12 protein-coding genes are annotated in these 11,050 nt (G+C 50.7%); 5 read left to right on the forward strand and 7 right to left on the reverse strand.

Annotated features, from left to right (window positions below; translation table 11 throughout):
- Window positions 1-560: 560 nt before the first annotated feature.
- Both AAE514_RS17800 and AAE514_RS17805 read right to left on the reverse strand, forming a co-directional pair.
- On the reverse strand, window positions 561-1,160 hold the full coding sequence (locus AAE514_RS17800) for a hypothetical protein (protein ID WP_347332914.1): 600 nt from the start codon (window positions 1,158-1,160) through the stop codon (window positions 561-563).
- Window positions 1,157-1,735, reverse strand: a complete 579-nt coding sequence (locus AAE514_RS17805; protein ID WP_347332915.1) for a hypothetical protein — start codon at window positions 1,733-1,735, stop codon at window positions 1,157-1,159. The genes AAE514_RS17800 and AAE514_RS17805 overlap by 4 nt, the downstream gene beginning before the upstream one ends.
- Before the next feature lie 257 nt (window positions 1,736-1,992).
- Between AAE514_RS17805 and AAE514_RS17810 the strand changes: the two genes are divergently transcribed.
- Window positions 1,993-2,499 (forward strand): hypothetical protein, encoded by a 507-nt coding sequence (locus AAE514_RS17810; RefSeq protein WP_347332916.1) that lies wholly within the window; start codon window positions 1,993-1,995, stop codon window positions 2,497-2,499.
- A gap of 499 nt (window positions 2,500-2,998) precedes the next feature.
- Here the strand turns inward: AAE514_RS17810 and AAE514_RS17815 are convergent, their stop codons facing one another.
- Together AAE514_RS17815 and AAE514_RS17820 are read right to left on the reverse strand one after the other, a co-directional pair.
- Complete coding sequence (locus tag AAE514_RS17815) at window positions 2,999-4,150, reverse strand: lipase family protein (RefSeq protein ID WP_347332917.1); 1,152 nt, start codon at window positions 4,148-4,150, stop codon at window positions 2,999-3,001.
- A 29-nt stretch (window positions 4,151-4,179) separates the two neighbouring features.
- Window positions 4,180-4,605 carry a DUF6795 domain-containing protein gene (locus AAE514_RS17820; protein ID WP_347332918.1) on the reverse strand — a complete coding sequence of 142 codons (426 nt, stop codon included), beginning with the start codon at window positions 4,603-4,605 and terminating at the stop codon, window positions 4,180-4,182.
- 324 nt (window positions 4,606-4,929) lie between these two features.
- On the opposite strand from AAE514_RS17820, the gene AAE514_RS18640 reads away from it, so the two are divergent.
- The 3 genes from AAE514_RS18640 (at window position 4,930) to AAE514_RS17830 (ending at window position 6,670) form a co-directional block, all read left to right on the forward strand.
- The gene (locus AAE514_RS18640) at window positions 4,930-5,001 is read left to right on the forward strand and encodes a hypothetical protein (RefSeq protein ID WP_430623920.1); all 72 of its coding nucleotides are present in this window, start codon (window positions 4,930-4,932) and stop codon (window positions 4,999-5,001) included.
- A gap of 1,012 nt (window positions 5,002-6,013) precedes the next feature.
- Window positions 6,014-6,322 carry a GrpB family protein gene (locus AAE514_RS17825; RefSeq protein ID WP_347332919.1) on the forward strand — a complete coding sequence of 103 codons (309 nt, stop codon included), beginning with the start codon at window positions 6,014-6,016 and terminating at the stop codon, window positions 6,320-6,322.
- 147 nt (window positions 6,323-6,469) lie between these two features.
- A complete protein-coding gene (locus tag AAE514_RS17830; protein ID WP_347332920.1) occupies window positions 6,470-6,670 on the forward strand; it encodes a DUF2905 domain-containing protein in 201 nt (66 codons plus the stop codon).
- A 10-nt stretch (window positions 6,671-6,680) separates the two neighbouring features.
- Here AAE514_RS17830 and AAE514_RS17835 read toward each other — a convergent pair whose 3' ends face one another.
- Complete coding sequence (locus AAE514_RS17835; RefSeq protein ID WP_347332921.1) at window positions 6,681-7,409, reverse strand: translation initiation factor eIF-2B alpha/beta/delta subunit family protein; 729 nt, start codon at window positions 7,407-7,409, stop codon at window positions 6,681-6,683.
- Between the two features lie 384 nt (window positions 7,410-7,793).
- Window positions 7,794-8,279: a hypothetical protein gene (locus tag AAE514_RS17840; RefSeq protein ID WP_347332922.1), complete on the reverse strand. Its 486-nt coding sequence runs from the start codon at window positions 8,277-8,279 to the stop codon at window positions 7,794-7,796.
- 659 nt (window positions 8,280-8,938) lie between these two features.
- Between AAE514_RS17840 and AAE514_RS17845 the strand changes: the two genes are divergently transcribed.
- A complete protein-coding gene (locus AAE514_RS17845; protein WP_347332923.1) occupies window positions 8,939-10,150 on the forward strand; it encodes a helix-turn-helix transcriptional regulator in 1,212 nt (403 codons plus the stop codon).
- 352 nt (window positions 10,151-10,502) lie between these two features.
- On the opposite strand, the gene AAE514_RS17850 is transcribed toward AAE514_RS17845, so the two are convergent.
- Window positions 10,503-11,000, reverse strand: a complete 498-nt coding sequence (locus AAE514_RS17850; protein ID WP_347332924.1) for a VOC family protein — start codon at window positions 10,998-11,000, stop codon at window positions 10,503-10,505.
- Between the last annotated feature and the right edge of the window lie 50 nt (window positions 11,001-11,050).

Consider the following 11,050-nt stretch of genomic DNA (forward strand, 5'->3'; position numbering starts at 1 on the left):
TGGAAAGGCGAAGACGGCTTTATGTCATTTGTCTGGGCATCGGTGATCAGTTACAACCTGACGAGGTTGGTCAGGTTGAGCAGCGGATAGCGTTGCGACTGACTTGATCAACGCCGGGAGATGTTGGCCAGCCAAGCGGTGGCACAGAGGCGGCTACGCTGAATTAATCTGTTTGACCAAATTTTAATCGGTTATGAAGGGAAAAGGTGTCGATTGCTGCCCCTAATGAGGCGTGGTACCGGCTACCGAATTTTGCAGGCAGCAATATCCTGGAAAACCGCCCTTTATGGATGGGCACTAACTAGGTGGTCGACTCCAAGAAACATAACCAGCGAAGCACTATACCGCTTTTGGCGTCCGACACTCTTTCTTAACTTTTCCAATGTCCGCTATTGGCCGTAAGCGGACATTTGGACCTCGCTTTAGTGGCATAGTGATTCTGCGCACCTGATGTTGAGCGTATTATCACTCACAGAGAAAGTCAGGTGGCCAGAATCACTGTGCCACTACACACCAAATGGCACCAACAGCGTGAAAGACTCCGCACTTTTGGGGCGAATTTAACGCGAGCTACACATCCAGGAGGTGAGGTGCCGCGCCAAAAACTCGTCTACTTCTTTGTAGACCTTCAAATTCGGCTTTTCAAGATTGTAGGTAAGAGAGGCCCTCTCATCTTGTAACGTTCTCATACAGGTATATCCGCCTTGGAAGTTATCGTGGCAAACGCCCCAGAAACTCATAGCGCCAGTCGTTGGCTGATGGTAGAGATTCCACTCAGAGCTATTTTTAGGGTCGGCCGTTACGAGCTCGGTTGAGTCCAAAAAAGATCTATATTCAACGTTGTTGCTCGAACTTAAATCACGTTTATGTCCATGGAGATTGACGTGCAGCGCCTGTGTCAACATTAGGCCTTCGGCAACTTCCACTTGGGCTTTGTAGCCATCGACCCGATCACTCACATAATCCGCTTCAAAGTATAAGGTGGCCAGGTCACCGGGGGCTTCATCAAAATTTTCATCGTTTAGATTATTAGACACCGAATTCGCAGGTGACACGAACTCCTGGGGTATGCACCAATCACCGACCTCTAGATGCTGCTGTGAGCAGGCGGGTAGAGAGAACAAGGCGCATGTCAATATGGCAACCATATGTCGTTTCACTGGCCAATTCCTCTGTAGGCGCCGGGAACGTCGCAGTCGTGGCAATAGAGGTTTCCGTATAAGCTCAATTCCACCTGGTCCGGAACTGAAGAGAGCCAGGTTCCACCATAAAAGTCTGAGGGAATATTGAATTCTGTAAAAACGCGATGATGATAATCAGCCATTTGTCTCAAGCTTAGAAGTCCCGGAACATTTCCCAATTTTTTTTTGTAGTCGTCTCTGACAAAAACCGTATGCCAGTACGCAACCCGAAGGCCAACCTGCTTGATTTTGGCTCGCGTTTCAAGAAAGTTTCCTCGAAATCCGCCTTTCTCTAGACCCACCGCTAGATTCACCACCGTGGATCGAGCCATGCCGTCCCAGTAGCGGTAGCCCCTATAGTTCCAAAATGCGGAAGGGCCGGCTTCGATCACCTCTTTAAACTTTTGGCCGCTAGATACCCACAGGCCGTAGCCAATGCGGGCTACAGGATCACCTTTTTGCAGGCGACTGTACCAAAAGCCTTCCAGATCTTTTGCAGCCAAAAATTGGTCTTCGGTGGGGGCAATAGACAGGTTTGAATGTGCGCTTGGCATGCATATCTCCTTTGCTAATTTGTCTTTTCTGCTTGTCGAACTCTGATTTGGCCACAATAACTAAGAACACTATAGTTATCTGTGACGCAATTCTCACTTTAGAAACGCTGGCCAGTATCGACGCTGTTTTCCGTGTTTTATCGGGTTAGGTGGCGGCGCCTACAGCGCACTCTGTGGGCCAAACTGGACACAGGCAGCAAAATCACGGATCATGCCCGACCTCTCGCTCCAGACCGATAACCTAAAAAGTACGAAGTATGCACCTTATTATCGCTCTTAGGCTGTTTAGCCAGTCGCACGCAAAGCCTGGCATTGAACAGAAAGATCGCTCAGGCACACCACTTGGCCATTTGGTCGACACTCATATTGATCGCTTACATCAAGCCCTAAAGAACGTCATCGGATACCACCAGGAGCGTGGCAGTCTGCCCCCTGTTCGGGCTGGAGAAGTGCTTGAGGAAACTCAAGATGGTGGCTACCAGGTGGCCCGCACGGCTGAGTGCCAGTTGTATTGGTGCTTGGTCGAGACGGATCGGTCTGCCGCTTTCTGGGAGGAGCGGCCGGAGGTGGAGCTGGTAATCCCCTATGACCGGTTCCAAACGTTCACCCAGTCTATCCGTGGGCGCGTCGGCGCCCTGTACCTGAACGCCTGTGACGAGTTCGCCGAGCAGCTGGAGCCCGACAGCCAGCGGCCGATACGGTATCCCCCGCCCGCTCGCCAGAGCCGGGATGGCAGTGCTGAGGCCGCTTTGCTGGCATCGTAACGGGTCGACTACTGGCGAAGTGCCGTGTCCCGCAGGCGGGGCACGGCACTTGCCGGCGACAATGTGGTGCGGAGAGTGGCGCCTGGAGGGTTACGGGCGCCCATTACGCGTCCTTCCTCCTTTTGGAAATTGAAGCACACAGTGTACCACTTGAGCTTTCCTCAGGCTGAGACCCTTTTGGCGTTTGGGCAACGAAATTGTCACTGTAGACAAAGTACTACGATGGCAGTATTGGTGGTAGGGATCAGAACGTTTCTATACGTCGACCTATGTATTCATCAGGCACGATAAATTTATTAAGGTGAGGGCGTCGTTTCCCGTCAACGAGGAAGACGCCAAACTTCAAGCGCCTGACGAATTCGTTCGAGCACTGTTGGCCTCCGTTTCTGTGCCTGAAGAATCACCCTATATGGCCCGCCTCAGAGAGGCGCACTGGAGTAACGCTATGAGTGACTAGCGTTCTCGCTAAATCCAAGGCATGCAACGAGGCTCAAGCAATCTATCGAGGCCCAAACAAACTCCGGATAGCGGCTCTGGCCTGGAGTGTCATTTGCTCCATCAAACTTAAGAGTACTCTCCTGATAAAGGCCTGTGTCAGACTCTTAATACCTTCCAAGCCCATACCGAGTACCTGAAGAATCTTTCTCATGAGGCGCTCAACCCAAAAACCGCCCTCTTTCGTTAAATCTATGCCGCTTTTCAGTATCCATGCCAATTTGTCCGCGATGGTATAGAGCCCCACCACCGTATTCTGGACAACCGCCATAGCGCCTATTGCCACTTTTTTGAGAACCCAGATGATGGCGGAGTTTAACCATTCCCAAATTCGCGAATCCGCCCTATTTGGAGAGATATCGGAGCGAAGCCATTGCTCAATCACGTGATCAATGTGAAATGGTGCCAACGTGCCATGAAGGCCCGCCCAATCGGTCTGAGAGACGGACTTGCGATATCGCCCCATCGCGTGCGCTTCAGCGGAAACGATGGCATCCGACGAGTACACCTGATGACCGAAGTTTGACACCGGCGCATGAGTAAAGGGATAGAGGGGAAGCATGGGGACCGGATCAGTCTTGTGATAAACCCGATAAATATTCTGTTCTTTGAGGCGGGTTCCTAATGTTCTGGCAAACCAAAACACTCCAGGCCTTGGCGCACCAAAGGTGTACAGTTTGACGGAGTTCGCATGATTTTTCTTTAACCAGTCAGCCGCCAGGTTAGCTACCGCTCCGCCGAGGCTGTGCCCGACGCAGTGAATGGTGCCGGTTGCCGAGGTTTTCTTCGCCAAAAATTCCTTTATCCCCGCCAGTACACTGGAAAAAATTTGATTGAATCCAATATGGACCGGCAGCCCGGTCTTTGAAAACTCAATTCCAATGCTGGCGTTGCTGAGCCAGTCCCTCGCTTTACTGGTACCGCGAAATACCAAGAATAGATCGTTGGAGTAAGCACCCCCGCCTCGGCTAAACACACCGAAGGCGTCAGGGCTTTTCCAAAGCATGGCGCCTATCTGAGCTTCAAGCTTTTTCCCGGTGGCAGGCGTCCCAAACAACTCGGGCTTATTGAGGTACGCGGCGAGAAAGTCATGGTCCCACACGTCGTAGACTTCGTCCGCCAACTGAGCAGCGGCTTTAGGTGTCATTTCGTTCATCAGCGTTCTCCTTGCTTTCTGTTTGTGCCTTACTCGCTCTTTATGGAGTCCCACTGGCAGGAGGTCTCAAACAGACCTCTACCAATATCCACACGTCGCATGGGCGACGTGATGTCACAGCGGAAATTGACGGGCCTTCCGCCCAACTCTGAGTAGACCTCGGGGCTTCGCTTGGATTTTAGCCAAACCAGATTCTTCTCCCCTTCGTGCAGCACGTAGATCTTTTGGGAAATTACCAGCTCCATCAACGGAGTCAGCTTAATGGATTTCCGCCTGTCCGGAAACGAGAACCGGCCTTTCTCGTCCGACACTGCCTCCTCCTCAAGCACTTCTTCTCCAGCCAGGCTCAACACGCGCAATAGTCGGGTTCCGGCCAATGGCGCTCCCTCGTTCAGGATTACACCTTCCAGAGGAGAGGCGAGGTAAACGTTCTCGGTTTTTCCAAATATGGACATGGCGGCTCCTTCTTGGGCGCTGACTAAAAGCAGGAAAACCACGGATACAATTGCTACTACACGGCTCATAGCAACCAATTCACTATATGGCGGAATTTGGGAATGCGGGTGTCCGGCAGCTCTTGGCCGGGATGGGGAGGGAAATATTTCATAAAGGACTCCTCAATGCTGCTCCCTGTCGCTTTGTACGTATTGTGACACATTTAGCCCCTATGAAAATATGACCTAGCACACATTTTACATGAATCTTGCTGGGTTGGGCGCCCCGCCAGCATGGCCAATCTGGGCAACCGCGAACCCAACGTCCAGGTATACAACGTGGACATGTGGAGTGAGCGGTCACTCATTTTGTACCACAGCCGCCCCTCCAGAAAACCGCTGGATAACTCCGCCTAGGAGGTCATCCGCCACCTGCACCGGCTGTGGGGCGTTGATGTGCATTTGCATTCGATGAAGGGGACAAGATTGCTCAGAGATTTCACTGCCCCCCCGATCACCAGCGAGCAACCTGAGTGGGCCGCCAAAAAACGGCCCACTTTTTTGCCCAGAAACTATTGCTCTATGGCACATGATGTGGCAAATTTGAACTTTGGATATACGGGCGTATCCATCGCGGCTACCCGTCAAATTGCGCGAACTGATGAGAAGGATGCTTGTTTTTCGCACCCTTTCTCAAAAATCTCCCGTAAAAACAAATAGTTATTGTTAGCGGCGCAATATATCGAGCCTTCTCGATATACTAATGTTACCTTTCTTGAGGAGGGATGGTGGAATCTAACTATTGGCAATACTACCTATCGTTTGAAGAAGATATTGATCGTCTTTTTCGTTACATAGAGCCCTGTGAACACAATTTTTCTGTCTATTCAGTAGAGCTCACGCGGTTGTACTTGTCAATATGTTCAGAGATCGACGTACTTCTAAAGTCGTATTGCAATCTCTTGGATGCTAATTCTAATCCATCAAACATCAATGGCTATGCAAAGGTAATCATTTCGTCAAAAAAGGAGATTTGTTCGACAACTGTTAATCTGCAAAGGTTCGGAGTTTCGATGACACCATTTTCGAAGTGGGAACCACTTACGGCGCCAGATTGGTGGAGAAAGCACAATGGTGTTAAACACAATCGGGACATCAATTTTAAGGACGCTAATCTAGGCAACGTCCTTTATGCTTTTGCGGCACTGTACTTATTAAACCTTTACTATTATCACGAGCGGCGCTCGATTGATTTGCGAAAGCAAGGTTTCTTTGAACCTTTAGAGGAGACGGCAGTATCACTTAAATCGCGTTTAGATGTGCTTAGAATCGATAGTGTCTGGCTTAGCGTTCTGGAAAAGTAACAAGCCACATAAAAAAGGACGATCTCCTCATTAGCTACTTTTCTTCAGGATCTTTAGAGGACAGAATGAAGTTCTTCGAACCAGATAAGGTAAAGGATGATGCGAATCTTCTGTATCGAAAGTGGAAAGGTCGTATTGAATCAGAGTTGCCGTTTTCCAGGGTCGAACATATCGACTCAACCGCAATCAACGGCGCTTTAACGAAGGGAGATGTAGACCTCTACGTTGAGGTGGCCCTTGAAGAACACGAGGAAGCCGTTAAAGGTTTGGTTAAACGCTATAACGCGCTAAAAATGGGTTGCTCTGCTTGTTTGCAGGAAGAGTACAGGCGCAAAAAGTCGATATTCATTGAGGGCGTGCTACAACCCCTCTGACAAAAAGGCAGGTGACACTGGTTGATTTTATGTCGGCCTTTCGTCCGATTATGGAAGGTGGCGTGCGGGATGGGCTGACAACTCCCGGATCATCGACCTTCAGGTAACTTCCAACGCCTCACGCTATGATCCTTGGGGGGAGGTCCTATGCAACGCACTTTATTGATCATCGGCATACTGTTGATCCTGGTCGCCCTCGCCTGGCCCTGGCTGAAACACCTTCCACTGGGCCGGTTGCCCGGCGATATTGTGATCGAACGGCGCGGCTTTACCTTCTTCTTTCCCATTACCACGATGGTACTGGTGAGCGTCGTCCTATCGCTTATTGCGATGTTCTTCCGGCGTTGACATTCCCTTCCTACGGCTCCCCCTCGATCAGGCAGGTGTCACGGGTAAAGGGGACGGCTTCGAACAAGGTGCGCGAAAAATTCAGGGTATCGACCCGCTTGCGCGGGTCTCCCAGAACGAAGGTGGTTTTCCCGGCGCGGCTCATCTCTTCCGCGATACGTTTACTGCCGAGCCTGTTCACAAAGGCCTGCTCGTTGTACTGGTCAACGCCCAACCAGGCGGCGTCCATTGAGGCGGCAAATTCCGCCACTTGGCCGTCCTCCACCAAGTGCACCGCCACCCCCTGCTCCTTCAGCTGTCGGTATTGGGTTACCCCCTCACCACCAGGGTCCGAGCGCGTTTGCCAGATGTTTAGCCCGCGATAATGTTCGGTGACCTGCCGGATCGCCTCGAGCAACATGCCGCTGTGGCTATGCACCAAGACGTGAGTGTTATCCCAGTGTCGGGCCTCCATCAGACGAGCGGCCACTCGGCGGGGAAGGCCGGCCCAGTGTCGGTCATACTCGCGCAACGCCTCGAAAAACCTGGGACCGATGGCGGGCTCCAGCTCGTCCAGCAGGTGGTGGACCACCACCATGGACCGGTCGATATGTCGCAATTGCTGGAAAGCCCACTGCAGTTGATGCCGGTCAGGGTGACTGCTTTCAAGGCCATAAAACGCCCTCTGGATGCGGGCTACCAATTGGGAGGAGCCGCTTTCCCGGTCAGCGACGATGTCGGCTATCTCCTCCTCAAACATGATAACGGTCCCTCCCATTGGTGCTGGACAGAAAGGCTAGAAGGCAATGTGAACTGCATGCTTCGGGCTTTTGGGGTGACGATAACGGAGTACAATCCTGCTCTTGTCGTTGACTCAAAAAAGCGTGAACTGGCGCACACCTTCATCTCGTGCTGCGCAGTGCTTAACACGTCGTTCGGGCTGTCAAGGAGCAAGCCCATGGGCCGAGTAGCCCTTGACAACCTGAACGACTATTCTACCCTATCTACAGGCCATTAAATCTTAACCACCTGTTCCCGGTAAGGGCGGGGTTAGCCCGGCGGCTTAGGGGCGGAGCCTTTAATGAGCACTACTTTTACCCGAAGATTCCGCTGAGGACCCAATAAAATTTACTTTCAATAATTTTTACATGTTTTTAAGAAGGCATTTTTCCGAAGGTGCGCGCGGGGTCGGGCCAAATTCTATATGAGGCGCCTTCCTATACATCTTAAATGAGATCGGATCAGTCTCCGGTTCGGAATTTTGACCAACGGCAAAACGTTCATTTGTATATCGGCCGCAGTAAATATCTTCATCAGGTGTTTTTTCTACATAGATTTCCAATATGCCGTTTTGATCCGTGGTGCCGATGTAATCGCCATCATAACCCAAGGGACCTTCAGCAAAATAAAACTGATCATACCACCCATAAAATAGGGCGTATTCATGTTTTCTCCATGAATAAACAGGCTCATAAGGTCTAACGGGGAAGGTAAATATCGTAATTCGGGCGGGGGTCTTACCACCATAAATATTGTAAAGCTCACTGTCACGAAACGCATAAGTCTCTGCAAGCGCCTCCGCCCCAAGCAAAAGGAAAATAGCGGAAATTAGGAAGCGATAAGATTTCATAAATACTCCTAGAGGATTGTTCGATTCTTTGTGGTGCGTCATTTCAAGAAATTTTGAAGATGAGGACTAATTCTAATTATCTTTTTGATTCCGAAATAGCCCCCAAATGAGGGGGATGTTCTGCCTAGTGGAATAATTGAAAATGCGGCTTGGACTCAAGTAATAAGGGCAACCGATCATACAAGTAGCGAGGCTTTGGCACCTATTTTTTTAAACTGTCGCCTAAATCAAAGAGTCTCAGTTCCTCTAGCAGCCGCTCATTAATCAGCCTTGAGCACTAACCTATGATATGTTACATAATACGGCCTACTTCATCGCTTTCGATGGCTTGCACAACGTCGTTAAAGGCTCAAGGCAGGAGGCGACGCACGTAGCTTTATGGCAAACACAAGCAGCGATGGAGCAGGCTTGTCGCGGGCTTACGTTGCCTGTAAAGGACAATCAGCCTTAGCCTGCGCATAGAGCCTTGCAGGGCTTCCGAACAGATTGCTCAGGGGCTGCAATCAATTCTGGAGGTGCCCTACATAGAACCACAAGGCAAGGCAGCAGTTATGAAAATTCGCTCGAAAAGATTGGGCAGAGGTGGTCAGCCCAGTCCCGGAAACATCTAAAATAAATAAGGTCACGCGATGCCCTTGCCAAAATACTGTGAAACCCGAATGATTCGGTTGCTATATGAATCTGCGACTAGCGAACCGGCCTGGGAGAGCTTTTTCAAGGAGTTGCTGAACACTCTTCGCCTGCGTTCAGGCAACCTATTAACCACCAACATAAAGTCCGGCGAGATTTGCTCACATTATCAAGTAGGCGAGGGAATTGAGCTACATTATATGGATGCCTATATGGAGCGCTACAGGCACGAGGACCCTATAATCAGTTCGGCCTTCAAGCAGCCCTTCGGTACCGTGGTGACGTTTGGTACTCTCTGCGTCCCGGGCGATTATCAGCTAGTAAAATCAGATTATTACCAAAAGTGGTGCGTACCACAGGATATTTTCGATGGTGCTTGCGCTCAGGTACTATCCGATGGTGACTGGTGCACATTTATCGTGCTTGAACGAAGGAAGTCAGAGGGCGCCTTCAAGCAAACGGATATTGCATTGATAGAACGGCTGCTTCCACACCTCCGCCAAGCATTCCAGATTCATTTACGTTTCACCACATTAAAAAATGAGTCCTCTGGCCTAGATGCCTTACTGGCATTATTCCCATACGGTACGGCGGCTATTGATTCCAACGGCCTTATCTCTAATATTAATCAGAAAGCGATTGATATCCTAAATCGGCACCCTGGGGTCACCCTTAATCAGAAGAGACTTTCTTTCGAAGACGCTGTTCTTTCTAAACGCGTGAGTCTATCGATAATCAACTCAGCTTACTCAGCCAGGGAAACAGCTGATTACTCTGTCCACATTTATCGAGTCGAAGAAAGCGCCTCGCCGCTTCATTTGCTGGTCCTGCCATTTTCACCTTTAAGTCGAAGCGCGCCAACTTCAAGCATTAAGGCGATTATCGCGCTGTATGACTCTAAACAACCACTGACCCCTCACATCAGCACCATTGCGGCCCTCTATCGCCTCACTCAATCTGAGGCAGAGCTCACTACTCACTTGATAACGGGTGAATCACTCGAAGAGATCGCCCGAAAAAGCTGTAAATCAAAAGAGACCTTGAGAGGCTATTTGAAAACTATTTTTAGAAAGCTTAATGTTACGAGGCAGGCGGAGCTCGTTGCAAAAATACTTACAGGGCCCGCTATTTTAGGTGCAGCAGTCAGCCCTATCAGGAAACTGCAACTTCAACAATCCATATCCCCACAGAAGAGCAACCAAAATAAAAAAGAGATAAAGGAAGCTCGCCTACGCCATTAAGCTCACGGCCGGAAGGTCACAACAACCGTTAAACCTATATATTAAAACAGTTATGAACGCGATCGGGAGGGGGGCGAGCATATCAACCGCAAAAGCGCTGTTCGCTTAAGTGAGCACTTCAACCTTATTGTGAGCTTACGAGGCCCTAGCCCGACGGCTCGGTGTGCGTAGCTGCTGGAAGGCTCACTGCAATTGTTGTCGGTCGGGGTGACTGTGCTCAAGGCCATAAAACGCCCTTTGGATGCGGGCAACCAGTTGGTAGGAGCCGATTTTCCGATCGGCGACGATGTCAGCAGCTACCTCCTGCTCAAACAGGATAATGCTCTCTACCACTGGATGCTGAACAGAAAAGCTAGTCGGCCACTGCGGCCTCTAGGGCGGCGATATCGATCTTCTGCATTGTCATCATCGCTTCGAAGGCGCGCTGCGCCTCGGCCCGATCATCGCTCGTTATCAGGTCAATCAGCCGCTGCGGCGTGATTTGCCACGAAAAGCCCCACCGATCCTGGCACCAGCCACAGTCGCTCTCCGCGCCGCCATTGGCGATGATGGCGTTCCAGTAGTGGTCCGTCTCTTCCTGACTTTCGGTGAGAATCATGAAACTGACTGACTCATTCGGTGACACATTCGGGCCACCGTTGAGGCCGATGAAGGGCCGCCCGAGCACCGTAAATTCAACGGTTAACTCAGTCCCTTCCTGGCCGCCAGGAAAGTCACCGGGGGCGCTGTTGACCCGGTCGACCGAGCTGTCGGGAAAGGTCGCGGCATAGAATTCGGCCGCCTTGCGGGCTTCGCCGTGGTCGAACCACAAGCAGGTAAGAAAGTTGGTCATATCGGTGTCAATGGCCATCTATTTTGACCCACGTTTGGCCATTAATTTTGACCCACCGTACGTCGTCT

Origin of the sequence: Marinimicrobium locisalis, assembly GCF_039822625.1 — a bacterium.
Classification (GTDB): Bacteria; Pseudomonadota; Gammaproteobacteria; order Pseudomonadales; family Cellvibrionaceae; genus Marinimicrobium; species Marinimicrobium locisalis.

Coding starts and splice junctions, on each gene's coding strand:
- AAE514_RS17815 (WP_347332917.1), bottom strand. CDS start 4,150: ATGAACGAAATGACACCTAAAGCCGCTGCTCAGTTGGCGGACGAAGTC.
- AAE514_RS17825 (WP_347332919.1), top strand. CDS start 6,014: ATGAAGTTCTTCGAACCAGATAAGGTAAAGGATGATGCGAATCTTCTG.
- AAE514_RS17840 (WP_347332922.1), bottom strand. CDS start 8,279: ATGAAATCTTATCGCTTCCTAATTTCCGCTATTTTCCTTTTGCTTGGG.
- AAE514_RS17820 (WP_347332918.1), bottom strand. CDS start 4,605: ATGTCCATATTTGGAAAAACCGAGAACGTTTACCTCGCCTCTCCTCTG.
- AAE514_RS17845 (WP_347332923.1), top strand. CDS start 8,939: ATGATTCGGTTGCTATATGAATCTGCGACTAGCGAACCGGCCTGGGAG.
- AAE514_RS17805 (WP_347332915.1), bottom strand. CDS start 1,735: ATGCCAAGCGCACATTCAAACCTGTCTATTGCCCCCACCGAAGACCAA.
- AAE514_RS17835 (WP_347332921.1), bottom strand. CDS start 7,409: ATGTTTGAGGAGGAGATAGCCGACATCGTCGCTGACCGGGAAAGCGGC.
- AAE514_RS17850 (WP_347332924.1), bottom strand. CDS start 11,000: ATGGCCATTGACACCGATATGACCAACTTTCTTACCTGCTTGTGGTTC.
- AAE514_RS17830 (WP_347332920.1), top strand. CDS start 6,470: ATGCAACGCACTTTATTGATCATCGGCATACTGTTGATCCTGGTCGCC.
- AAE514_RS17810 (WP_347332916.1), top strand. CDS start 1,993: ATGCACCTTATTATCGCTCTTAGGCTGTTTAGCCAGTCGCACGCAAAG.